Origin of the sequence: Herbaspirillum sp. RV1423 (assembly GCF_000577615.1) — a bacterium.
GTDB lineage: Bacteria > Pseudomonadota > Gammaproteobacteria > Burkholderiales > Burkholderiaceae_D > Herbaspirillum.
In genome coordinates, this window is the sequence record NZ_CBXX010000025.1 from 12,406 (window position 1) to 37,075 (window position 24,670).

Below are 24,670 nucleotides of genomic sequence, written 5' to 3' on the forward strand. Positions count from 1 at the left end.
TGACTATGTTCTCCTCACGGTTGTCGCCGTTATTGCGGGCGACATGCCTGCTGGCGGTCATTGCAGCAAACTTGGCGCATGCCCAGACCGGCGCGGCGGATTCCAACACCATGCTGCCGAAAGCATCCGGTACCGTCGCGCTGAAGCCGGGGCCTGATTTCACACGGCTCGTCAAAGCCTCCGGCGGTGCGGTGGTCAATATCGGTGTAGCGCGCGAGGCGGTTTTGCATCGCCAGGGAAATATGTTGCGGCAGGACCGTGTTGACGAAAGCACGCTTGGATCGGGATTCATCGTCGGCGCCGACGGTTATATCCTGACCAATGCGCATGTGGTCGCGCGCGGCACCGAGATCAGCGTCAAGCTCAGCGATCGGCGCGAATTCAAGGCGCGACTGCTGGGCCTTGACCCTATCGCCGACGTTGCCTTACTGAAGATCGATGCCGCCGGCCTGCCGGTGATCAAGATCGGCGACCCGGCGCGTATCGAAGTCGGGGAATGGGTGCTCGCCATCGGTGCGCCGTACGGCTTCAGCAACTCGGTCACGGCAGGCATCGTCAGCGCCAAGGGCCGCACCTTGCCCGGGGCCGACTATATGCCTTTTCTCCAGACCGACGTGCCGATCAATCCGGGCAACTCCGGCGGCCCCTTGTTTAACATGCGCGGCGAAGTCATCGGCATTAACTCTCGCATCTATAGCAATAGCGGTGGGTATCAGGGCTTATCGTTCGCCATCCCCATCGATGTGGCGATGCGGATCAAGAATCAATTGCAAACCAAAGGAGTGGTAACGCGTGGACGCATCGGCGTCGCCGTGCAGGAAGTCAGCCAGGCGCTGGCGCAATCCTTCGGTTTGCCCAAGCCGGTCGGCGCGTTGGTCAGTTATGTCGAGCCGCGCGGCGCCGCCGATCGTGCGGGATTGCAGCCGGGCGACGTGATCTTGCGCGTTGACCGGCAGGATGTGATTCAGTCGGCCGACGCGCTGATCTATATCGCTGACCGGACGCCGGGTCAGCGCGTCGCCGTGCAAATCTGGCGCAACCGCGCTGCAAAGGAACTCGATATGTCGGTCGACGCTTTCGAAGCGCGCGCGCCGGTCGCGGCAAAACCTTCCGAACCGGCGGCTCCGCTAGGTATGGTTGTGCGTCCGCTGCTTGAGCAGGAGCGGGTAGTCTTGCGGATCGAAAACGGTTTGCTTGTGGAGCGGGTCAATCTCGCCGCTGCGCGCAGCGGAGTCAAGGCGGGAGACATTATTCTTGCCTTGAACGGTCAGCCGATCTCCAGCGTGGAGTCGTTGCAGGAAGGCATTCGCGTTGCGAATGGTGCTGCCGCGTTGCTGATTCAGCGTGGATCGGCACGGCTGTTTGTTCCCGTTGAATTGCCGAAACGTGAATCGGAAGAGGCGGTGGACGGAGCAAGCGTTCCGTGACGAAACCGGGTATGTGTTGGCGGCGAGAGCAAGATGGCGGGTGTACTTATTCCCGCCTATCCGCACGCCGCAAAAGCTTGCTCCAGATCGGCGATCAGGTCTTCCGGATCTTCCAGTCCGATATGCAGGCGAACGATGGGATTGGCTTGCGACCAATCGGTGACGGTGCGTGTCGTGACCAGATTGGAAATCGTTGCAAGGCTTTCGAAACCGCCCCAGGATGCGCCAATACCGAACAAGGCGAGTTGATTGACGAAGCGTGCCGCCATAGGTGCGTCGTTACGGGCGAATTCGAACGACACCAGGCCGTTGGTGCCCTTGCAGTCGCGTTGCCAGATGGCGTGGCCAGGGTGATCCGGCAACGCCGGGCTGAATACCCGTGCTACTTCCGTTCTCTGTCGCAGCCAATGCGTGATCTTCAAGGCATGCTGCTCGTGCAGCGCCAGTCTGGCCGCAAGCGTACGGGTGCCGCGCAGCACCAGATAGGCATCGTCGGGACTGACGTTCATGCCGAAGGTGTCGGTCATGCGCGCCAGCGGCATCCATGCTTTCTCGGTGGTCGTGACGGTACCCATCATGACGTCAGAGTGACCGCTCAGGTATTTGGTGGCGGCCATGACGGAGACATCGGCGCCCAAGGTCAGCGGCCGGTATTGCAAGCCTGAGCCCCAGGTATTGTCCGCCACCAGCAGCCAGTCATTGGCGCGCGCCAGTGTGGACAGTGCCGGCAGATCGCACAATTCATAGACCAGCGAGCCCGGGCATTCGACATACAGCATCTTCGTATTCGGTCTGGCATGTTGCGCCACATCGCGGCCATCGGCATTGAAGAAGGAGACTTCGATGCCGAACTGTTGCATGAAGGTTTCGGAAAAATTGCGCACCGGCTGATAGACGCAATCGGCAATCAGGACGTGATCGCCGGGTTTCAGATAGGTCGTAAAGACCATGGCGATGGCGGCCAGGCCGGTCGGAAACAGCTTGGTTCGGAAACCTCCTTCCAGATCCGCGACCACGTCTTCCAATGCAAAACCGGTCGGATTGCCGCGCGCGCCGTAGGTGAACAGGCGTTCCTCGTGGCGTCGTGCGCGCATGTCGGTCAATTCTTCGACCGTGTCGAACAGGACTGTGGAGGCGCGTACCACCGGCGGGTTTACCGCTTTGCCGCCGCGATATGCCGGAGCGCCGGCGCCTTTCAGAATACGTGTCTGAGGTCGGAGTGTGGGAGGCAGTGGTTTGGACATCTTTTGCTTTCTCAATCGAAGTGGGGCGCCGCAGGCGGTAGGAGCAGCGATATGTTTTCAGTCCAGTTTGAAGCCGTCCAGTTCGCGCTGATCGAGTTGGGCCAGCAGGCCGGTTTCCCATTGCAGATATTGGCGCGCGGCGGCTTTGTTGCCGTCATGGCGATCATGAACGAAGAACAGATAGTCAATGCAATCGGCGTCGGCTGGTTGTGTCGGGGTGCTTTCGATTGGCAGTTGCGCCGCAGTCCATGCTTTCATGCCGCCTTCCAGTTGCAATAGGTCCACCTGAGGTGCACTGCCGGCAGCGCGCCATTCGGCGGCAACCAGCGCGGCTACGCCGTCTTCGTCGCTGATCAGCACGACACGCTCGCAGGTGCCGGCAAATGTCTCCAGCGCCGGCAGACGTGAGCGGATGCCCCAACTGGCGCCAGCGATATGTGCCTTGCGATAAGACATGCTGTGACGGACATCCATCACGCGCATGGTCGATGTCTGCAGTCCTGCCGCCACTTGCGCGACGCTGACGGTTTTCAGCGCCGGAAGTGTTATTCCAGCAGGCGCCGGCATCGATAAACCGCTACGCAAACCGTCTTTGAGCACGACGGCATTGTGTCCCAATTGCTTGAGCCAGCTCGCCACGACCGGCGCACGGATGCCGTCGTCATCGAATACGACGATGCGGGCATGGCGCACGCCGACATACAGATCGGTTGCCTGAATCAGTTGGCCGCCGGGTGCGTGTTGTGCTCTCGGCAGACTGCCTGCGGCGAATTCGTCAGGCGTACGGACGTCGCACAGAAATACCGAACTGGCGCCTTCGGCAAGCCATGTCGCCACTTCGTCGGCATCCACCGTCGCCACCGCATACTGTTCGGCGACGCTGGCGCTGGCGATGCGGGCGCGTTCTTTTGCCGCGTCGGACACATTGTCGGGATAGCGGCGTCGACTGCCGTGTTCCAGTTCAAAATCTTCCAGATACCAGCCTTGCGTGCCGTTTTCCAGCGCGAGAACAGGATTGGGCAGGCCCAGATTGATGAGCGTTTGTGCACCGATGATGCTGCGTGTGCGACCGGCGCAATTGACCACGATCGTGGTGTCGGGGCTGTCGATCATGTCGTGTACGCGATAGCTGAGTTCACCGTTGGGACAGCAGATCGAACCGGGAATGGTCATCTTCTGATATTCGGAGAACGGGCGGCCATCCAGCACCAGCACATTGTCGCCCCGGCGCAGCATGTCGAACAGAACCGGTGCGCTGACCGAGGGCGTATGCCGTGCATGCTCGACCAGTTCACCGAATGTCTTGGACGGCACATGCACGCCGGCAAACACCGGATAGCCGGCGGCTTGCCAGGCGCGTGTGCCGCCTGCGAGCACATGTACGTCGCTGTAGCCGATCTCGGTCAGGCGCGCTGCTGCCCGCAGTGCGACGCTTTGATCTTCGTCGTATACCACCAGCCGCACCGAGGTGCGCGGCGCCAGTCGCGGAGCATCCAGCTCCAGCCGGCTATAAGGCACGGGGATGCCATAGAACAAATGGGACTCGCCGTATTGACCTTGTTCGCGCACATCAAACAGGGCGATTTCGGCACCGTCATGCAACCAGTTTTTGAGCGTATTGGGATCGACAAGTTTATACATAAAAATAGCTTGGAAAGTGAGTTCGTGATTCAGGGTGCGCACGGAAAATGCAGCATGAAAGCGCGGTTCAGCGGCGTGTCTGCACGCCGATGGCCATGGTTTGATAGCGGCCGGTGTCCAGATCGAAGGCGATCCGCTCGGTCAGCGTTTCCAGCGCGCGCCCGTACATATGCAGATGACGGATGGCGGTGTCGCCCATGATTTTGACCGCGTGGATATCGTCAGGCAGCAGGGCGATACCGTGCCCCGGGCCGACGACCACGGTATCGTCCAATTCCAGCGTGCCCACGCCTGCCGTCTTGCCGTCGTCCGTGCGGCGATAGACGTAATTGTGTTCGACACCCTCGACCGCGGCGATACAGGCCCAGGTGGTGTGGTTGTGCGGCACGATGCGTTTGCCGGGCAGCATCACGTTCAGATACAGGGCATAGGAATGATCCGGATCTTCGTGAATCATGTATCGGGCCTGCAATTCCCCATCGGCCGGTGCGGCGAACTTGTCGGCTGACCACATATGCGTTTGCGCGGCGAGCGCTTCAACCGCGTTCAGCACCTTGGCCAACGAAGCACGTGTGGTGCCTTCGGCGGCAATGGTTTGTTTGATTTGCGCGATGGCGGCGTCGACGGTGAGTTCTTGCTGTGATGGATTCATTGTTGGTCTCTCGATTTATCAGAAGGGTGAAATTAAATGGGAAAGGTGAATATCCTGCTTCTACGGTGGAGCGATCTTGTCAGTTGCGCGTGATCAAGCGGCCAGCGGCGACACCGCGCGGTCATGCGGGCGCACCACATCCTGCAAGAACTTGCGTGCACGCGGATGTGTCGGATTACTGAAGAACTGATCCGGCGGCGCGTCTTCAAGCAGTTCGCCGTTGTCCATGAACCAGACCCGGCTGGAAACTTCGCGTGCAAAACCCATTTCATGCGACACGATGATCATCGTCATGCCGTCGCGCGCCAGAGACTGCATGACCTGCAATACCTCCGACACCATTTCCGGGTCCAGCGCGCTGGTTGGTTCGTCAAACAGCATCAGCGCCGGTTGCATCGCCAACGCGCGGGCAATCGCGACGCGCTGTTGTTGGCCGCCTGAGAGATTCGCAGGCATGGCGTCAATCTTCTTTTCCAGGCCGACTTTCTTCAGCAATTCCAAGGCGCGGGCATTGGCTTCATCGCGACTGATGCCCAATACTTTCACCGGGCCCAGCGTGAGATTGTTGCGCACCGACATGTTCTGAAACAGATTGAAACTCTGGAACACGAAGCCGACGCGTGCCCGCAATTTATTGACATCCACGTTGCGGGCGTAGATGTCTTTGTCTTCGAACAGAATGCGCCCGCCCTGGATCGCTTCCAGCCGCGTCAACGTGCGGATCAGCGTCGACTTGCCGGAGCCGGAAGGGCCGCAGACAACGACTACTTCCCCTTTTTTTATCTCGACATCGACGCCCTTTAGAGCGTGATAGTCGTCATACCATTTATCGATTTTCTGCAGCTTCAACATGAACAGCTCCTCGTAGATTGATACTGTCAATTCAGATATTGAATTCAAAAGACGCAACGTCAAGCCATGCCGCGGGTCGTCCTTGCAATGCGGCGCTCCAGCAGACCGGCAAAGCGTGAGATGAAAAAGCACAGCACGAAATAGAAACCGGCCAGCACCAGATAACACTCCAGCGGTTTGGTCAGCGTCATGGTATTGACCTGGGCGGCGGAGTAAGTCAGTTCCGGTACGCCGATCACGTAGGCCAGGGATGTCGCCTTGATGGTCGATACGAACTGATTGACGATGGAAGGAATCATGTTGGCCAGCGCTTGCGGCAGCAATACGAAGCGCATGCTTTGCAGCCAGGTCAGCCCGGTCGAGCGAGCAGCCTCGTTTTGTCCTCTCGGCAGACCTTCCAGACCGGCGCGCACTACCTGTGCGAGGAAGGCGCTTTCATAAACCACGATTGCGCACACGACGGTGGTGAATCCGGAGACCTCGGCGCCAACGATCAGCGGCACGCAGAAATAAGCCCAGAAAATGATCAGCAGCAAAGGGATGCCGCGTATCACTCGCGTCCACCATTGCGCTGCGAAGCGCAGCCAGGCGAACGAGGACAGATGCGCCAGCCCGATCAGGATCGCAATCGGGAAAGACAGTCCAAGCCCGAGCACGGACAGGATCAGCGTCATTGCCAACCCGCCCAGGGGGCCGTTGGGATAGGCTCCGATCAGAAACAGCGGCAGATAGTTTTGTAGAATTTCCAGCATCGCTCAAGCCTTCTTGATTTTTTGCTTGCTGAAATGATCAGCCATCAGCATCAGGGAAATCGTGCCGATCAGATACAGCACGGTAGCCACCAGGAACACGTCGAACGTGCGGAAGGTGGCGTTGTCGATCTGCTTGGTGCGAAACAGCAGTTCGTGTACGCCGATGGCCATTGCCAGGCTGCTGTTCTTGAACAGGATCAGCGTCTGGTTGAGCAGCGAAGGAATGGCGATCCGTATTGCTTGCGGCAAGATGATGTAACGATAGCGTTGGAAAAAATTCAGGCCGATCGAGCAGGCTGCTTCTTCCTGGGTGCGCGGGATGGCGCGCAGGCCGGAACGCAGATCCTCGGAAATAAAGGCTGCGGAATTCATCGCCAGCGCAATCACCGCGAAGATGAATTCGGTATTGCCGCTGTTGACCATGATGCGCAGCGGTGCGGGCAAGGCTTGCGGTATGCCGAAATACCAGATCAGGATTTGGACAAGAATGGGGACGTTGCGGTGATACTCGACAAAGCCGACGACCAGCAGCTTGAGCACCCTGATGCCTGAGGAGCGCATGATGACCAGCATCACGCCCGTCGCCAGCGCCAGCAAGGCGGACACCGCGAACAACTGCAGCGTCGTCAGGATGCCGTCCCGGAGCAGGCCGAGGTAACCGTCTTCGGCCAGGAAGGATAAATCAAACATGGTGAGGATTTCCTGCGAAATGTGATTGCAATCGTTACATATCGATCGTGTCAGCCGCTGATATCAACCGGCTGATCCCCGAAGGAGATCAGCAACTGCCAACCGATTGCATCGCATTTAATTTGGATTGATCGGTTCGACCTTGTAGTCGCGTGTCATCTTGTAGCTGGAATTGGCGCCCAGCCATTTGTCGAAGCTGACTTGCAGTTCGCCTGATTTTTCGTAGGCCTGCAGGATTTGATTGATCGCTGCCATCAGCGCAGGTTCGTTCTTGTTGATGGTGACGCCGACCCGTTCCTCGAAAATCGAGCCGGGCAAGAGGCGGTATTGTTCGCCGCCTTTTTGCTCTGCTTCACGCATGAAACGCGTCAGGATCAGTTGGCCTGCAACCAGGCCGTCGACCTTGCCTTGTTGCAGGGCGAGGAAACCGGATGAAATATCGTGGAACGTCAGCATGCGCGAGTCAGGCAGCTTGGCGGCGCCGACAGCGGCAGAACTGGAGCCTTCGCTGGCGGATATTTTCTTGCCCACCAGATCGGCGGCAGTCTTGATCGGTGAACTGTCCCGCACCAGCACCTTGATGGGCGCCACAAAATACTGGTAGCTGAAGTCGACCTGACTGGCGCGTGCCGGCATATACGCCATGGCAGCGGCCAGGACATCGACGCGGCGGGTCTTCAGTTCGGGAATGCGGGCATCGGTAGAGACGGGCTTGTGTAGCAGCTTCACGCCCAGGCCTTTGGCCAGCGCATTGCAGATGTCTACATCGAAGCCGACGATCTGGCGGGTGTTGGCATCGGGAAAGGCATAAGGTTCGCTGGCATTCTGGGTGCCGCAATTGAGGCTGCCGCGCGCCTTGATGTCAGCCAGTTGATCAGCGTGCGCCGTGATGCCGACAGTGCTCAACAAGAGCACGCATACAGCCTGGCTTAATAATGCAGATTTCTTCATCTTGGTGTCCCTGTATAAAATTTACGCAAAAAACAAGTACAACGAATCAATTTCTTCCCGAATATCGTCAGATGTTCCGAAGCATCCTTCCTGCAATCCAAGGCCTCAGACTATCCAAGAACGACCGCATGAACAATTTAATTTTGCGCGTTAAAATATAAGAAATGTTTATGTTTTGATGTCACTATAGTGGTGCAAATCGCTGTTTTTGTAGTGATTCACACAATTTAACGCACCATTTTGTGCAGTGCGGCTAATTTGTTTTTTGATCGAAATGAGGGCTTTGATGCGAAATCTGGACATGGAATTGTTGCGTACATTTGTTGCAATTTCCGAGTTTTCGTCGTTTGCCGCCGCCGCCGATCAGGTCCATCGGACGCAGTCGGCGGTGACGCAGCAAATGCAGCGTCTGGAGTCCCAACTGGGTTTTTCCATCTTCCAGAAAACCGGACGCAGCAAGCAATTGACGGCACAGGGCAGCAAGCTGCTGGAGTATGCGATCCGGATTCTGGCGCTCAATGATGAGGCTCTGGGCATGCTGGATATGGACGACGTCAAGGGTTCGCTGCGCATCGGCGCACCCAATGACATTGCGGAAACAATCCTGCCGTCGCTGTTGGCGCGTTTCGCAAAAATCTATCCTCATCTGCGGATGGAAATCCATGTCGGGCGCAGCCCCTTTTTGATGCAGGCATTGCGCCGCGGCGAGATCGATTTGACGCTGTCGACGCGCAAAAGCGATGTGCATCCTGGATTTATTTTGCGGACATCGCCCACGGTCTGGCTATGTGCAACGGACTATGTCCACAATCCGGCCAATCCGATCAAGCTGGTAGTGGCTGATGAGCCCAGTCTTTTCCGCGAGCTTGCGCTGCAGTCGCTCAATGCGGCCGGCATCGCGTATCACATCAGCTATGTCGCGCCGTCGCTGGTCGGCATCAAGGCCGCGTTGCGTGCAGGTCTTGGCATCACTGCGCGCAGCATAGAAATGATCAGTCCGGAATTCCGCGTGTTGGGCGAGTCGGAAGGATTTCCGCGCTTGCCGGATGTGAATTTCTTTTTGTATTTGCGCGACGAGCAGGTCGGTACGATTGCCAAGATAGTGTTCGATACCTTAAGCAAAAGCAGCCATGATCATGGGCGGGCGCTGTCTTCATCAGTACCTGTTCCAGGATAAGAAATCCAACTGTCGATACATCGATAAAATGATTGCGGGTGATATGCTCTGCAAAACAACACATTCCTGATTTTTTTTAGAAATACATGACACAGACTGAATTGATTTTTCTCGCCATGATTGCCGTGGGCGTCGTGCTGCAAATATTGATCCTCGTGCGCAGCCGTGGCGGCGTTGACATTGACACGCCTTTGCAACAGGTCAAGAGCGAATTGCAGCGCCATCAGCAGGACCTCGCCGAACGCAGCGAGCGCGAACTGCGCGATCAGATGCAATCCAACGCGCAAAACACGCGCCAGGAACTCGGCAGCAATTTCGGCCAGTTGCAACAGACGCTGGCCGCGCAGATGACCAGCGTCGCGACCTTGCAGAACAACCAGATCGACGGTTTCGCGCAGCAACTGGTCAAGCTCAACGAAACCAACGCCCAGCAGCTCGACGGCATGCGCCAGACCATGAACCTGCAGGCGCAAGCCAGCCGCGAAGAGCAAGCGGCGTCGCTGAAGCGTTTCGGCGACACGTTGAACCAGACGCTGACGACGCTGACCGAGTCCAACGCACAGCGCATGGCGGAAGTGCGCGCCACGCTGGAAGCCAAGATCAAGGACCTGCAACTCGACAACGGCAACCGCCTGGAAGAAATGCGCAAGACCGTCGACGAGAAATTGCACGCCACGCTGGAGCAGCGCCTTGGAGAGTCGTTCAAGCTGGTGTCGGACCGCCTCGAGAAAGTCCATCAGGGTCTTGGTGAAATGCAGCAACTGGCGATTGGCGTCGGCGATCTCAAACGTGTGCTGACCAACGTCAAGACGCGCGGCACCTGGGGGGAAGTGCAACTGGAGATGTTGCTGGAACAGGTGCTTACACCCGAACAGTACGCCAAGAACGTCGAAACCGTGCCTAACAGCGGCGAGCGCGTCGAGTTCGCCATCAAGCTGCCGGGCAACGACGATGGCGGCACGCCCGTGTGGATGCCGATCGACGCCAAGTTCCCGAAGGAGCAGTACGAACGCCTGGCGGACGCCGCCGATCGCGCCGATGCCGAAGGCGTGGCGCAGGCCGGACGCGAACTGGAGCGTGCGGTGCGCGGCGAAGCCAAGACTATCGCCGAGAAGTATTTGTCGCCGCCGCTGACGACCGATTTCGCCATCCTGTTCCTGCCGACCGAGGGTTTGTACGCGGAAGTCATGCGTCGTCCCGGTTTGTCGGACGAATTGCAACGCACCTATCGCGTGAGCATCGCGGGTCCGTCGACCTTGTCGGCCCTGCTGAACAGTTTGCAGATGGGATTCCGCACGCTGGCGCTGGAGAAACGTTCATCGGAAGTGTGGCAGGTGCTGGGCGCGGTCAAGACGGAGTTCGGCAAGTTCGGCGACGTGCTGGCGGCGACCAAGAGCACGCTGGAACGCGCCGCCAAGAATATCGAGCAAGCCGAAACCCGCACGCGTCAGATGACGCGCAAACTGAAGTCGGTGGAAGCTTTGCCGAGCGACGCCGCGCAGAAATTGCTGGGAACGGCCGAGCCGGAAATCGACGGCGATGGCCAGAATGAATTGTTGTAAATATTGCAAATGCGCCATCGTTTTCGCCGCATGACGGCGTTATCAGAAACTCAGCGAATCAGGAATTTCATCAACAACGCAAACGCCTTGCCGTAAGGCGGGCTGAACAGTCGCATCGCATTGATGCGGCTTTGCGTAAACACCGGCTTCATGTGCGAAAAGCGCCTGAAACCTTCTTCTCCGTGATAGGCGCCGAAGCCGGATGCGCCGACGCCGCCGAAAGGCAAGGTCTCCTGAGCAATGTGCAGCAGCGTGTCGTTGACTGTTACGCCGCCGGTGATCGTCTGCAGCAATACCTGATCGATGGCCGACTGGTCCTTGGCGAACAGGTAGAGCGCCAGTGGACGGGGCCGGGCATTGACGAAGGCGATCGCTTCGTCGAGATCGCCGTAGCCGATCAACGGCAGCAAGGGACCGAAAATTTCTTCCTGCATGATGCGTGCCGCCGGTGCTACCTGCGTCAGCACCACCGGCGGCATCAGGCGCGTCGACGCATGCGGCGTATGCGTGGTGAGGGGCGTGACGACGGCGCCTAGCTGTTGCGCGTCTGCGCAGAGTGCCTGCAAGCGCTCGAAATGGCGCTGGTTGATGATGCAGGTGTAGTCGTCGGTCGCCAGTCGTTCGTCGTTGAGCGCAGGGTACATGCGCGTCACGGCCTCGCGTGCGGCGTCGATGAACGCTTGTTCCCGGCCCTGCGGCAGCAACACATAATCCGGTGCGATGCAGGTTTGTCCGGCATTGAGTAATTTGCCGCTCATGATGCGCATCACGGCGCGCTTGAAGTCGGCATTGGGGGCGACGATGGCCGGCGATTTTCCGCCCAGCTCTAGCGTCACCGGCGTCAGGCGGGTGCTCGCGATGCGCATGACTTCGCGGCCGATGGCGGTCGAGCCGGTAAAGATGAGGTGGTCGAACGCGAGGGCGCAGAATTCCTGGGCGACGTCGGCGCCGCCGTTGACAACTGCGATTTCGTCCTCTGAAAACGACTGCCGGATCAGCCGGTCGAACAGCTCGCCGAATCCGGGCGTATTCTCCGACAGCTTGATCATCGCCAGGTTGCCTGCGGCCAGCGCGCAGGCAAGCGGACCGACGGTCAGCAGCAGCGGATAATTCCACGGCGTGACGATGCCGACCACGCCGAGCGGCTGCGGCAACAGGCAGTTCCTGGCCGGCTTGTACCAAAGCGCTGTCGGCCGCGTCTGCGGCTGCATCCATTGTCTGCCGTGGGCGAGCGCGTGATCGATCGCCTGCAGGCTGGTGAAGACTTCGAGGAATTGCGTCTCGTGCTGCGAGCGGTTGCCAAAGTCGGCGCTGATGGCGGCGGCAATATCTTGCTTGTGCCGCAGCAGCAGATGGCGCAGGCGCATCAGCTTGTCCTTGCGGACCTCCCACGGCGGCGCCGGTTGCGCGCGCGAGCACAGGTGCAGCCGGTCGAAGCGCGCCGCTAACGTCATGGAGTCAGGTCAGCCCGTCGAACAGGACGACCCGCACCTTGTCGCCGGCAGCAATGTCGCCCTGGGCGTCGTCGAGCACGATGATGCAGTTGGCGTCCGACATCGAGCGCAGGATGCCGGAGCCTTGCGCGCCGGTGAGCTTCACTTTCCATTCGCCGTCGCTATCGGCGGCGAGGATGCCGCGCTGGTATTCGGTACGTCCCGGCTTCTTGCGGATCGCCGACAGCGATGTCGCGTGCAGGCGCGGCAGAGGACTGGCGGTCGCACCCATCATGCGCAGCAAGGCATCGCGCACGAAGAAGTAAAAACTCACCATCACCGCGACCGGGTTGCCCGGCAGGCCGAACAGGTAGGCGCCGCGGCCTTGCGAGGCAATGCGACCGAAAGCCATCGGCCGGCCCGGGCGCATGCCGATTTTCCAGAACAGCATGTCGCCCAGCTTGGTCATGGTCTGCTTGGTGTAATCGGCCACGCCGACCGAGACGCCGCCCGAGGTGATGACCGCGTCGGCATGTTCGCAGGCGCTGCGAAACGCCGCTTCCATCGCAACGGGATCGTCCTTGACCACGCCCATGTCGATGATCTCGCAACCCAGGCGCGTGAGCATGCCGTACAAGGTGTAGCGGTTGGAGTCGTAGACGCAGCCGGGATCAAGCGGCTCGCCGACCGAACGCAACTCGTCGCCGGTCGAGAAGAAGGCCACGCGCAGGCGACGCTGCACCGATACTTCCACCACGCCTAGCGACGCCAGCAGGCCGATGTCGGCCGGACGCAGGATCTTGCCGGCGCGCAGCGCGACCTGGCCGTTGCGCAAGTCTTCGCCGCGCAGGCGGCGGTTGTCGCCAGGGCGTATCGGCGAGATGCTGCTGCCGGCCGGAATGGCGACGGTGTCGGCGGTCCGACCCTCGGTGAATTCCTGCGGCACAACCGTGTCGCAATCGGCCGGCATGGCGGCGCCGGTCATGATGCGTACGCATTCGCCTGCGGCGACGCCGCCGTCGAACTGCTGGCCGGCATGGACGCTGCCGACGATGCGCAGGACCAGCGTTTCTCCAGCGACGATATCCGCGCTGCGCAGCGCATAGCCGTCCATGGCGGAGTTGTCGTTGGCGGGGACGTCGATGGTCGAGGTAATGTCGGCGGCCAGCGTGCGGTCGAGCGCGCTGCGAATGGCGACGCGTTCGACCGAGGCGATCGGCTGCACGTAGTCGTGGATGATCTGTTGTGCCTGCGGCACGGTCATGGCCTCCGGGTCATAATCGGAGACGCAACTGACGATATCGGACAAGGAGCGTTGGGGCATTTATTCTGATTCCAGTTGGTGCAGCTCTTGCAACGTGTTGATGTTGCTGAAGGCGGCTTCGTCGTCGAAACTGACTTCGGCGGTGTGGATGCCGGCAAACCAGCGCTCCATTTTGCGGCCGTCCTGTTGCAGATAATGCGTCAGGGACGGCAGCAGCGTTTTTTTAAGCAGGCAGAATACCGGATGGCGTTGCCGGCTGGCTTGTCCGGTGACTGCGATGGCGGCGTCGGCTTGCTGTTGGCAAAGCGCTGCCGCCAGCATCGTCACCAGATCGGACGGCAGTAAAGGCGAATCGCACGGCACCGCGGCCAGGTAATCCGTGGAGCAATGCGTGAGGCCGCTATGCAGTCCCGCCAGCGGGCCGGGAAAGTCGGGCAGCAGGTCGGGCCACACCGGCAGGCCGAACGCCGCATAGTCGCTTTGGTGGCGGTTGGCGTTGATGGCAATGCTGCCGACTTGCGGCGCCAGCCGCGCGATGGCATACGCCGCCAGCGGTTTGCCGTGCAACAGTTGCAAGCCCTTGTCGGCATGACCCATGCGGGCGCCGCGTCCACCGGCGAGTATCAGGCCCGTGATCTGGTCGGCAGCGATGGACACTTCAGCCGCCGATGTACGACATTTCGACTTTGCGCACTTGCGGCATCGATGTCGTGGAAGGACCTTTGTTTTCGCTGCGCAGTTCGGAGTAGCGGTCGCCGCGGTTGTGCCAGATGTTGGCGATGGCCGACGAGATTTCGGCGTCGCTGCGTTCGCCGCGCAACAATCCGCGTAAATCGTGGCCTTCGCTGGCGAAGAGGCAGGTGTAGACCTTGCCTTCGGTGGACAGGCGCGCGCGGCTGCAGTCGTGGCAAAAGGCTTGCGTGACGCTGGAGATGACGCCGACTTCTCCGCCGCCGTCCTTGTAGCGCCAGCGTTGCGCGGTCTCTCCGGCGTAGTTGGCGTCGATGGCTTCGAGCGGCAGCTCTGCATGGAGGCGGCGAATTACTTCGCTCGACGGCACCACATCGTCCATGCGCCAGCCGTTGGAGCTGCCGACGTCCATGTATTCGATGAAGCGCAAAATGAAAGGCGAGTCCTTGAAATGGCGCGCCATTGGCAGGATTTCGTGGTCGTTGACGCCTTTCTTGACGACCATGTTGATCTTGATCGGACCGAGGCCGACCTGGTGCGCTATGTCGAGGCCGTGCAGGATCTGCGCGACCGACACGTCGACATCGTTCATGCGCTTGAAGTTGGCGTCGTCCAGCGCATCCAGCGACACGGTCACGCGCTTGAGGCCGGCATCCTTGAGCGCCAGGGCTTTTTGCGCCAGCAGCGTGCCGTTGGTGGTCAGCGTGAGGTCGAGCTCGCGGCCGTCGGGCGTGCGCAGTTCGTGCAGCATGCCGACGAGGCGTTCCAGATGCTTGCGCAAGAGCGGTTCGCCGCCGGTCAGGCGGATTTTCTCGACGCCATGGGCGACGAACAGCTTGGCCAGGCGCGTGATTTCTTCGAACGACAGCAACGAGGCGTGCGGCAGGAAGGTGTAGTCCTTGTCGAACACTTCCTTGGGCATGCAATAGACGCAGCGGAAGTTGCAGCGGTCGGTGACGGAAATGCGCAGGTCGTGCAGCGGGCGCATCATGGCGTCGGCGAGAAAGCCGGTCGGCGCTTCCAGCAGCTCGGGGACGGCTGCGAAGCTGCCGTTGAGGCGTTCGTCGATGATGGGAATGATGCGCTTGTTCATACTCGCTACGATAGCACGAGGCCGGGGAACGCACAGTGTACAGAGTGAATGTCGCGGAGGCGGTACAGCAGCCGTCCGGCGGAACTTTTAGTTCCTTTTTGGCAAGGAAGCAGGTTTTTGCCCCAGAGGCTGCGGACGAAAAAAAGGGAGCTTTCACTCCCTTTTTTCCTTGTTGCGCGACGTTCGCTACGGCATCAGCGGCGGGTTTCGACTTGAACCAGGGGATCTGTCGATTGCGGCGGCAATGGCTTGCGTTCGCGCGGCACGCGTGGCGCAACCACGATCTGGGCGGCTGCAGCCTGGGCGGCGCGCAGTTTTTCAGGATCGGTGCTGGCAAGAGTCAGGCCGGCCGACGACAACATCTCGTGCAGGTCATTCCATTGCTTGCCGTTGGATGCCGCCGGCGCTGGCGCTGCTACGGGCACCGGTGCCGGGGCGGCTTGAACAGGCGCTTGGACCGGTGCCGGCGTTGGTTCAACGGCTGCCGGGACAATCGTTTCAGGCAGCAGGCTGATTTGCTGTTGTACCGGCGGAGCCGCAGGCGTTTCGGCAACGGCAGGCGTCGGTGCGACTACTGCAGGCGCAGTTTCGGCAACAGGTTCTGTCGCAACAGGAGCAGCAAGGACCGGTGTTTCAACCGCACTGGCGACGGCTTCCTGGACAGGAGCCGGCGCAGACGCGGTTTCCACGACGGGAACGGCTTCAGCAGCAGGCGTTGGCGCTACGGCAGCTTCAACAGGCTCGGCAGGAGCGGCGACCGGAGTTGCCGGCGCTTTCTCGTACCAGGCTGTCTCGGTATGCGTCGTTGCCTGGACGGCCGGCGCTGCAACTTGTGCCGGTTCTTCGCCATCCGCCAGATCGCCTTCGGCATTTTCGCCATTGACGTTATCGCCTGGTTCACGATCGCGACGATTGCGGTTACGGCCGCCGCGACGACGGCGACGACGCGGTTCGCCGCCTTCTTCCGTTGTGCCTTCGACCTGATTGCCGGCAACCTGCGCGGCTTCAGCGCCTTCGACGGCAGTCACGGCAATAGCGTCGGTTGCCAGTGCTGCTTCCAGCGGCAAGGCGTCTTCGGCTTTCGGCAATTCCTTGCGCTCTTCGCGTGGTGGACGCGGAGGGCGCGGCTGACGCGGTTCGCGTGCTTCACGGGCTTCGTTTCCTTCGCGCGGCTCACGATTTTCACGACCTTCGCGTGGCTGACGCGACTCGCGTGGTTCGCGATCGTTGCGGCCTTCTGCGCCTTCGCGCGGCTCGCGTGGTTCACGCGGCTCACGGGCTTCCTTGGGCTCACGCGGCGGGCGTGGAGGACGTGCCGGTTTGCCTTCGGCGTCCTGCTTGCCGGATTCGTCGCGGCTGCCCTGGGTCTGCGCTGCTGCGCCGTCGCGCTCTTCGCGGCCTCGGCCATTACGGTTGCGGCCGTTGCGGCTGCGGCCGTTGCGGTCGGCGTGTTCGCGTTTCTGCGGGGTCTTGGTTTCGACCGGTGCGGCAACCGGTGCGGTTTCCGCCGGTTTGGCGCGGAAGAAGCTCCAGATCTTGCTGAAGAAGCCTGATTCCGGCGCCAGCGTCGGCAGCGGTTCCGGCGCGGCGACGACCTTGCGTTCGACGATCGGCGCCGGCTGGTCGGGGGTGATGCCCTTGACGACGGCTTCCTGGCGCGGCTTGACGTCTTCTTTCTGGCGCTTGCTGTAACCGATGTCGGTTTCTGCCTGCTCGGCCATGGCGTAGCTGGCTTGGGTATCGTCCAGGCGCGGATCATCGTGCTTGATGCGCTCGAGCTTGTAGTGCGGCGTTTCCAGATGCTTGTTCGGGATCATGATGACCGTCACGCGATGGCGTGTTTCGATCTTCAGGATTTCGCCGCGCTTTTCGTTGAGCAGGAAAGCGGCGACGTCAACCGGCGCCTGCACATGGATGGCGGCGGAGTTTTCCTTCATCGCTTCTTCCTGGATGATGCGCAGGACTTGCAATGCGGACGATTCGGTGTCGCGGATGTGGCCGGTGCCGTTGCAGCGCGGGCAGGTCACGTGGCTGCCTTCGGACAGCGACGGACGCAGGCGCTGGCGCGACAGCTCCATCAGGCCAAAGCGCGAGATCTTGCCCATCTGGACGCGGGCGCGGTCGTGGTGCAGGGCGTCTTTGAGGCGGGATTCGACTTCACGCTGGTTCTTGGCGTTTTCCATGTCGATGAAGTCGATCACGATCAGGCCGCCCAGGTCGCGCAGGCGCAACTGGCGGGCCACTTCGTCGGCGGCTTCAAGATTGGTGTAGAACGCGGTGGTTTCGATGTCGCTGCCACGGGTGGCGCGGGCCGAGTTGACGTCGACCGAGACCAGCGCTTCGGTGTGGTCGATCACGATGGCGCCGCCCGATGGCAGCGGCACGGTGCGCGAGTAGGCGGTTTCGATCTGGTGTTCGATCTGGAAACGCGAGAACAGCGGCACGTCGTCGCGGTAGCGCTTGACGCGGTGGACCATGTCCGGCATCACGTGAGCCATGAACTGCTGGGCCTGGTCGTGGATGTCGTCGGTGTCGATCAGGATTTCGCCGATGTCGGGCTGGAAGTAGTCGCGGATCGCGCGGATGACCAGCGAGGATTCCTGGTAAATCAGGAAAGCGCCGGAGCCGGACTGGCCGGCGCCTTCGATGGCGCGCCAGAGTTGCATCAGGTAGTTCAAGTCCCATTGCAGTTCGTCGACGTTGCGGCCGATGCCTGCGGTGCGGGCGATGACGGACATGCCGTTGGGCAGGTCCAGCTTGTCCATGGTTTCGCGCAGCTCCTGGCGATCTTCGCCTTCGACACGGCGCGAAACACCGCCGCCGCGCGGGTTGTTCGGCATCAGGACCAGATAGCGGCCAGCCAGGGAGATGAACGATGTCAGTGCCGCGCCCTTGTTGCCGCGCTCTTCCTTCTCGACCTGGACGATGATTTCCTGGCCTTCGCGCAGGGCTTCCTTGATGGAAGCATTGCGCACATCGATGCCTTCCTTGAAGTAGGTGCGGGCCACTTCCTTGAACGGCAGGAAGCCGTGGCGTTCTTCGCCGTAATTGACGAAGCAGGCTTCCAGGGAAGGTTCGATGCGGGTAATGACGCCTTTGTAAATGTTCGATTTACGCTGTTCGCGTCCGGTGGCTTCAATATCGATGTCGATCAGTTTTTGACCGTCAACGATGGCTACGCGCAATTCTTCCTGCTGCGTGGCATTGAACAACATACGTTTCATGTTTCACTCCGTGGCACCAAGGCCGTAATGGCGTTTGTATAGAACGCCATAAGTACAAGGATGTACGCGAGAATGAAGTGATTGGGGGAGGGAATTGCCTTAATGTGTGGAGCGCGCCTTGATGGCGGCGGCACTCATGCACAACGGGGCGCGGATGCGGCGAACCGGAAAGCCGGGCAGCACCGTATCCACGCCTGCCGTTCCGCATGGGCGGTCACGGTCGCTGTGGACGGTAAGCTGTCATCAAGAGCCAAACGAAGCATTTTTCTGAAAGTTGGCAAATCGGCGAATCGGGTTCAATGCATCAACCGGCAAGCACTTCGTTTTGCAATTGAAGGTCTTGCCAGACTTTATCCTGATAATCCAAACAAATCGATTCAACATCCAAGTGCGTTATCCGATTGCAACTGCGGTGCAAACTGGACTCGCGCAGAGATGCTGCGTACACATTTAAGGAACTCGTCAAATCCGCGCGGAGCAACATCGTGCCGGCCGTATCATCGTACATCGTAGGGTGCAGAGCTAGGATATACAAGGCTTGCCGACAGGACCCTGTCGCCGCATGCTGCGATTTTTCGCGGTTCCCCCCATCAAATTTGCAAATTAGCGAGGCTGATGAAGACGCCTCTGTGTAGAATGGTCTTTTTTATTCTTACACTGACGCCGGTTTTCTGACCAGCGTCGAGCGATTATATATTCAAAATGAAGGACTTAGCGAGATTTTATGGGAAGCTGCCTGAAAAGCCCGAATCGGCCGCGCCAGTCCCATCGGCATCAGTATCGCCGCAAGTCCAACTGCTGACGATTTCCGAGGAAGAGGCGGGTCAGCGCATCGACAATTTCCTCTTGCGGATCTGCAAGGGCGTGCCCAAGAGCCATATCTACCGCGTACTGCGTTCGGGGGAAGTGCGCGTCAACAAAGGCCGTATCGACCAGACTTACCGCCTGGAAGACGGCGATGTCGTGCGCGTGCCGCCGATCCGTATTGCCGAAAAGGCATCCGCTGCCGTCGCGCCCGGGGCCGAATTCAAGATATTGCTTGAGGATAACTATCTGCTGGTCATCGACAAACCAGCCGGCGTTGCCGTGCATGGCGGTTCCGGCGTCAGCTACGGCGTCATCGAGCAGTTGCGCGCTTCGCGGCCGGACGCCAAGTTTCTGGAACTGGTGCATCGGCTCGACCGCGATACTTCCGGCGTCTTGTTGCTCGCCAAAAAGCGTTCGGCGCTGACCAATCTGCATGAGCAGATTCGCGACGGCTTGACCGACAAGCGCTACCTGACCCTGGTGCATGGCGACTGGAAGAATGCGCGCCAGCACGTCAAGTTGCCGCTGCACAAGTACAGCACAGCCGACGGCGAGCGCCGCGTGCGCGTGCAGGAAGACGGCCAGGCCTCGCATACCGTGTTTTCTCTGATCCGGCGTTATGGCGAATTCGCCTTGCTGGAAGCGGAACTGAAAACCGGTCGGACGCACCAAATACGCGTACATTTGTCGGCCAGCGGTTTTCCCATCGTGGGCGACGACAAGTACGGCGATTTCGCATTGAACAAAGCCTTGCAAAAGGCTGACGGCGAGCGGGGCGCGTTCAAGCGCATGTTCCTGCATGCCCACCAGATCAGTTTTACGCATCCGGACAGCGGCAAGACCGTGACCCTGAAAGCGGGACTGCCGCCGGAATGCCTGCGCTTCCTGAAAAGCCTGGATGCCGCCGGGACTGAGGCGACGGTTTGACGAGGTTGACCGTGCTGTACCGGCAGACGATTTTTGAATATGTTGAAAAGTGAAACATGGCAAGAAAGCAATTTGACCTGATCGTGTTCGATTGGGACGGCACGCTGATGGACAGCACCTCCACCATCGTCAAGTGCATCCAGGCGGCGGCAAGGGATCTCGGTTTGCCCATCCCCGACAAGAGCGCAGCGTCCTATGTGATCGGCCTCGGCCTGCAGGACGCCATGCAGGCGGCCATTCCCGACGTTGATCCGAAATACTACCCGCGCATCGTCGAGCGCTATCGACACCATTATCTTGGCCAGGACAAGGATCTGACGCTGTTCGATGGCGTGCGCGAGATGCTTGAAGACTTGGCGCAGCAGGGGTATTTCCTGGCCGTCGCTACCGGCAAGAGCCGCGTCGGGCTCAATCGCGCGCTCAACACCACCGGGTTGCTGTCGAGATTCGACGCCACGCGCTGCGCCGACGAGACTTTTTCCAAGCCGCATCCCGCCATGCTGCAGGAACTGACGCGCGAACTGGGACAGGAAATGCACCGCACATTGATGATCGGCGACACCACCCACGACTTGCAAATGGCGCTCAATGCGGGTGCGACCGGGGTTGCGGTAGAATTCGGCGCGCACCCGGTGGAACAATTGCAGGCGCTCAATCCGCGCTACTCCGCCGGCTCCATCAAGGTGCTGCATCAGTGGCTGAATGAAAACGCTTAGGAAACACGGCTATGGACGAAGTGGCGATTCCGGTATGTGCTTCGGCTGAGATCGAGGAGGGCGGCAAGGGCAGGCGCTTTGCCGTGTCGGTGCATGGCGACGACGCCACCGGCTTCGTGGTGCGCTACGGCGGCGCCGTCTACGCTTATCTGAACCGATGCGCCCATGTGCCGATCGAACTGGACTGGACCGAAGGCGAGTTCTTCGAATCCAGCGGCTTGTATCTCATGTGCGCAACACATGGCGCCGTTTATGCGCCCGATACCGGCAAATGCGAAGGCGGTCCCTGTACGGGGGCGCGTTTGCGTAAGATCATGGTGTTTGAAAGAGACGGGGCCATCTTCTGGACGCCCGACGATTATGTAAGGCCCGCGCTGGCATAAGCCATGCGGGAACCCCGGCAGCCCGTGCCAGTATGTCCGGCATCGGCAAGCTGCCGTTCCGAGTGACGATATGAGCAATAACGAATTTGAAAACCCCGAAGCGCAACCACCCAAGCCGGCGGAACCCGTGCCGCCGACTTCAGGAACACCGGCGGCGGACGACAAGAAGGGCGGCTGGGAGCGCGACGTGCTGGAGAAGCTGGCCCTGTTCGCAGTCAAGGAGCAGCGCGCCCGCCGCCGCTGGAGCATCTTCTTCAAGATCGCCGGCCTGGCCGTGTTCGTCTTCGTGATCTGGACCGCCTTCAATTACACCCGGTCCGAAGCGGAACCGGTCGGCACCCACACCGCGCTGGTCGAAATCAGCGGCACCATCGAAGCCGAAGGCCGCGGTTCGGCATCCGCTGTGATCCCGGCGCTGGACAAGGCGTTCGCCGCCGACGATTCGATGGGTGTGATCCTCAAGATCAACAGCCCCGGCGGCAGCCCGGTGCAGGCCGGCATGATCAACGACGAGATCGTGCGCCTGCGCAAGGAATACCCCAAGAAGCCGCTGTACGTCGTGGTCGAGGAAATGTGCGCATCCGGCGGTTACTACATCGCCGCGGCGGCCGACAAGATTTACGTCAACAAGGCCAGCATCGTCGGTTCCATCGGCGTGCTGATGGACGGTTTCGGTTTCACCGGTCTGATGGAAAAGGTCGGCGTCGAGCGCCGTTTGCTGACCGCCGGCGAAAACAAGGGCTTCCTCGATCCGTTCAGCGCCCAGGATCCGAAGCAAAAGGAATATGCCCAGCAGATGCTGAACGAAATCCACCAGCAATTCATCGACGTGGTGCGCAAGGGCCGCGGCCAGCGCCTCAAGGAAACCCCGGAAACCTTCTCCGGCCTGTTCTGGACCGGTTCCAAAGCAGTTGAAATGGGCTTGGCCGACGGCTTCGGCACGGTCGATAGCGTGGCGCGCGACGTCATCAAGGCGGAAGACCTGGTCGATTACACCCAGACCGAAGGCTTGCCTGAGCGCGTGCTCAAGAAATTCGGCGTGGCGGTCGGCAGCGGCGTGGCCAAGTCGATGCTGTCGGGCGGCAGCATTCAACTGCGTTGATTTCTTCGTATCTTGGAACGCATCTCACGCCAGTTGATGAAAAGGAGTTCTGGTGAAAAAAGCGGTGGCTTGGTCGTAATCCCACTCAGTTAAGTTTAAAAAGCGCCTTACCGCATTATCAGTCCGTCACAGCCGTCGTCCTGACGAAAGTCAGGACCCGGTGTCGCATCGGACGCCTTCACGACATTGGGTACCAGCGTGCGCCGGGACGACGGCCGGGAAACAGGCTGGACTGAATGGCGTTAGCGGTTTCGTCGCCTTTTTTCATCGGCAGCGGGAATGGAGTCCAGGAGGCGGCAATGCATGCGATAAAAAATCCGAAGAAGATTCTTCCTGTCTTGATCCGAGTTTTTCAGGCGCTTCTTCTGAGCCTGTTTCTGACATCGGTCGTTGTTGCGCCGGCATGGTCCCAGGCCAACCCGGCGCTGCAATTCACCCGTCAGGTCGTCGACGTGCCGACGCGTCCCGGCGTGACGCAGCGTTTCGTTTATCTGGCGCCGCAGCGTCCGATAGCGACCGTGATTTTGTTTGCCGGCGGACAGGGCGGTTTGCAGATTTCCGCCGAGGGAGAGTTCAACGGCGGCAGCGGTAATTTCCTGGTGCGCTCGCGTCAACTATTTATCGAGCGCGGTTTTGCCGTCGCGGTTGTTGACGCGCCGTCAGACCGGCAGTCGTATCCGTTTCTCGGCGGTTTTCGCCAGACGCCGCAACATGTTGACGACATCAAGGCCCTCATGGCGTGGCTGCGCCAGCAGGCGGCGATTCCTGTCTGGCTGGTCGGCACCAGCCGCGGCACGCAATCGGCCGCTTTCATTGCCACGCAACTTGACCGCGCAAACGGCGGTCCGGACGGGCTGGTGTTGACATCGACCATCCTGCGCGAGAACAAAGGCGGACGCGCCGTGCCTGAGATGCAACTGCAGCGCTTGCGTATTCCCGTGCTGGTGGTGCATCACGAGCAGGATGGATGCAAGCTTTGTGCGTTCAGCGATATTTCTCGTCTGATGGACGCACTCAGCGCGGTGCCGCAAAAGGAGCTGATCAGCGTGCGCGGCGGGACGAGCCTGGGCGATCCTTGCGAAGCCATGGCCTATCACGGCTACAACGGCATCGAGCAGGACGTGGTGACGCGTATTGCCGACTGGATCGTCGCCAGCGTGGGCCGCAAGGAATAGTGCAGGGTTGACCTCTTACTGGCCTAATCGGCCAGCAGCAAAAATACGGTTGGTTTCTTGTGAAAGTCCGGCGTCTTGCCGGCAGCGATATCGCTTTTCCACTTGTTCGCCGTTTGCGTTTTGATGGTTTCGGCGGCAAGCGTCAGATCGGTGGCGACGCTGATGAGCGTCGTGCCGTTGCAGGCAGTCGCCAGCGCTTCCAGCATGGCGCCGTTGCGATAGGGCGTCTCGATCAGCAACTGGGTCTGCTTTTCCTGACGCGAACGTTCTTCCAATTGTTTGATGCGCTTCGCTCTCTGCGCCGCATCGGTCGGCAGATAGCCATTGAAGGCGAAGCTCTGGCCGTTGAGGCCGCTACTCATGACCGCCAGCAACAGGGATGACGGGCCCACCAACGGGCGTACCTGAATGCCGCGCTGATGCGCCAGGCGAACCAGATTGGCGCCGGGGTCGGCGACAGCCGGTACGCCCGCTTCCGAAATCAGACCGGCATCCTGCCCGGCGAGAAGCGGCTCCAGCAGCGCCGGCAAGGCGGATGCTTCGGTATTGACGTTGAGCTCGGCGATCCTGATTTCCTGCAGCGGCTTGGCAAGCGGATAGGCCGCATTGATCAGTTTCAGAAACGCGCGCGTGGTCTTGGCGTTTTCGGCGATGTAGTAATTGAGGCGCGCTGCCAGCGCTTGCACGTCGGCCGGCAGAATCGAAGCTAGCACGTCGCCGTCCGCAACATCGGCTGGGCCCAGGGTGTTGGGCACGAGATAAAGAATACCGGGCATGTCTAAATCGTTAAAATAGGGGGAGGCGCTATTAGACCGCATTTCGACACAACCCGCGAGCTTGTTTGAGCGACGCCGTGCGGACGGCCTGATGCGTTGTCATCAAACTGTCACGCTAGACAACTATTGTGT

21 protein-coding genes are annotated in these 24,670 nt (G+C 60.1%); 8 read left to right on the forward strand and 13 right to left on the reverse strand.

Going from position 1 to position 24,670, the window contains the following annotated elements; translation table 11 throughout:
• Window positions 1–5 precede the first annotated feature (5 nt).
• Window positions 6–1,427 (forward strand): Do family serine endopeptidase, encoded by a 1,422-nt coding sequence (locus tag RV1423_RS19225; RefSeq protein ID WP_034300202.1) that lies wholly within the window; start codon window positions 6–8, stop codon window positions 1,425–1,427.
• A gap of 56 nt (window positions 1,428–1,483) precedes the next feature.
• On the opposite strand, the gene metC is transcribed toward RV1423_RS19225, so the two are convergent.
• The 7 genes from metC to RV1423_RS19260 form a co-directional block, all read right to left on the reverse strand.
• Window positions 1,484–2,671, reverse strand: a complete 1,188-nt coding sequence (gene metC, locus RV1423_RS19230; protein WP_034300112.1) for a cystathionine beta-lyase — start codon at window positions 2,669–2,671, stop codon at window positions 1,484–1,486.
• Window positions 2,672–2,728: 57 nt separating this feature from the next.
• Window positions 2,729–4,312 carry a rhodanese-like domain-containing protein gene (locus RV1423_RS19235; RefSeq protein ID WP_034300114.1) on the reverse strand — a complete coding sequence of 528 codons (1,584 nt, stop codon included), beginning with the start codon at window positions 4,310–4,312 and terminating at the stop codon, window positions 2,729–2,731.
• A gap of 67 nt (window positions 4,313–4,379) precedes the next feature.
• Complete coding sequence (locus RV1423_RS19240) at window positions 4,380–4,964, reverse strand: cysteine dioxygenase family protein (RefSeq protein ID WP_034300116.1); 585 nt, start codon at window positions 4,962–4,964, stop codon at window positions 4,380–4,382.
• A gap of 93 nt (window positions 4,965–5,057) precedes the next feature.
• Window positions 5,058–5,816 (reverse strand): amino acid ABC transporter ATP-binding protein, encoded by a 759-nt coding sequence (locus tag RV1423_RS19245; RefSeq protein ID WP_034300118.1) that lies wholly within the window; start codon window positions 5,814–5,816, stop codon window positions 5,058–5,060.
• Between the two features lie 59 nt (window positions 5,817–5,875).
• Window positions 5,876–6,568: an amino acid ABC transporter permease gene (locus RV1423_RS19250; protein WP_034300120.1), complete on the reverse strand. Its 693-nt coding sequence runs from the start codon at window positions 6,566–6,568 to the stop codon at window positions 5,876–5,878.
• A gap of 3 nt (window positions 6,569–6,571) precedes the next feature.
• On the reverse strand, window positions 6,572–7,258 hold the full coding sequence (locus RV1423_RS19255; protein WP_034300122.1) for an amino acid ABC transporter permease: 687 nt from the start codon (window positions 7,256–7,258) through the stop codon (window positions 6,572–6,574).
• Between the two features lie 117 nt (window positions 7,259–7,375).
• Window positions 7,376–8,209 (reverse strand): transporter substrate-binding domain-containing protein, encoded by an 834-nt coding sequence (locus tag RV1423_RS19260; protein WP_034300124.1) that lies wholly within the window; start codon window positions 8,207–8,209, stop codon window positions 7,376–7,378.
• A gap of 286 nt (window positions 8,210–8,495) precedes the next feature.
• On the opposite strand from RV1423_RS19260, the gene RV1423_RS19265 reads away from it, so the two are divergent.
• Window positions 8,496–9,386, forward strand: coding sequence for a LysR substrate-binding domain-containing protein (locus tag RV1423_RS19265; protein ID WP_051516792.1), 891 nt, complete (start codon window positions 8,496–8,498; stop codon window positions 9,384–9,386).
• Window positions 9,387–9,472: 86 nt separating this feature from the next.
• Window positions 9,473–10,948 (forward strand): DNA recombination protein RmuC, encoded by a 1,476-nt coding sequence (locus RV1423_RS19270; RefSeq protein WP_197034966.1) that lies wholly within the window; start codon window positions 9,473–9,475, stop codon window positions 10,946–10,948.
• A gap of 50 nt (window positions 10,949–10,998) precedes the next feature.
• Here RV1423_RS19270 and RV1423_RS19275 read toward each other — a convergent pair whose 3' ends face one another.
• The 5 genes from RV1423_RS19275 to RV1423_RS19295 all read right to left on the reverse strand — a co-directional run bounded on the left by RV1423_RS19275 (window position 10,999) and on the right by RV1423_RS19295 (window position 18,652).
• A complete protein-coding gene (locus tag RV1423_RS19275; protein WP_034300126.1) occupies window positions 10,999–12,402 on the reverse strand; it encodes a coniferyl aldehyde dehydrogenase in 1,404 nt (467 codons plus the stop codon).
• A gap of 4 nt (window positions 12,403–12,406) precedes the next feature.
• Complete coding sequence (gene glp / locus RV1423_RS19280; protein WP_034300127.1) at window positions 12,407–13,705, reverse strand: gephyrin-like molybdotransferase Glp; 1,299 nt, start codon at window positions 13,703–13,705, stop codon at window positions 12,407–12,409.
• On the reverse strand, window positions 13,706–14,296 hold the full coding sequence (gene mobA, locus RV1423_RS19285) for a molybdenum cofactor guanylyltransferase MobA (RefSeq protein ID WP_155835173.1): 591 nt from the start codon (window positions 14,294–14,296) through the stop codon (window positions 13,706–13,708). It abuts the gene before it with no gap.
• 7 nt (window positions 14,297–14,303) lie between these two features.
• Window positions 14,304–15,428 carry a GTP 3',8-cyclase MoaA gene (gene moaA / locus RV1423_RS19290; protein WP_034300131.1) on the reverse strand — a complete coding sequence of 375 codons (1,125 nt, stop codon included), beginning with the start codon at window positions 15,426–15,428 and terminating at the stop codon, window positions 14,304–14,306.
• Window positions 15,429–15,622: 194 nt separating this feature from the next.
• A complete protein-coding gene (locus RV1423_RS19295; protein ID WP_034300132.1) occupies window positions 15,623–18,652 on the reverse strand; it encodes an Rne/Rng family ribonuclease in 3,030 nt (1,009 codons plus the stop codon).
• 702 nt (window positions 18,653–19,354) lie between these two features.
• On the opposite strand from RV1423_RS19295, the gene RV1423_RS19300 reads away from it, so the two are divergent.
• From RV1423_RS19300 to RV1423_RS19320, 5 genes are all read left to right on the forward strand, one after another.
• On the forward strand, window positions 19,355–20,386 hold the full coding sequence (locus tag RV1423_RS19300; RefSeq protein WP_034300134.1) for an RluA family pseudouridine synthase: 1,032 nt from the start codon (window positions 19,355–19,357) through the stop codon (window positions 20,384–20,386).
• Between the two features lie 56 nt (window positions 20,387–20,442).
• Window positions 20,443–21,102 (forward strand): HAD-IA family hydrolase, encoded by a 660-nt coding sequence (locus RV1423_RS19305; protein WP_034300137.1) that lies wholly within the window; start codon window positions 20,443–20,445, stop codon window positions 21,100–21,102.
• 11 nt (window positions 21,103–21,113) lie between these two features.
• Window positions 21,114–21,485: a Rieske 2Fe-2S domain-containing protein gene (locus tag RV1423_RS19310; RefSeq protein ID WP_034300140.1), complete on the forward strand. Its 372-nt coding sequence runs from the start codon at window positions 21,114–21,116 to the stop codon at window positions 21,483–21,485.
• 70 nt (window positions 21,486–21,555) lie between these two features.
• Window positions 21,556–22,587 carry a S49 family peptidase gene (locus RV1423_RS19315; protein WP_034300143.1) on the forward strand — a complete coding sequence of 344 codons (1,032 nt, stop codon included), beginning with the start codon at window positions 21,556–21,558 and terminating at the stop codon, window positions 22,585–22,587.
• A 299-nt stretch (window positions 22,588–22,886) separates the two neighbouring features.
• A complete protein-coding gene (locus RV1423_RS19320) occupies window positions 22,887–23,762 on the forward strand; it encodes an alpha/beta hydrolase (RefSeq protein WP_051516793.1) in 876 nt (291 codons plus the stop codon).
• Window positions 23,763–23,785: 23 nt separating this feature from the next.
• Here the strand turns inward: RV1423_RS19320 and RV1423_RS19325 are convergent, their stop codons facing one another.
• Entirely contained in the window at window positions 23,786–24,538 is a 753-nt protein-coding gene (locus tag RV1423_RS19325) for an SAM-dependent methyltransferase (RefSeq protein ID WP_034300145.1), read from the reverse strand.
• Window positions 24,539–24,670: the final 132 nt, after the last annotated feature.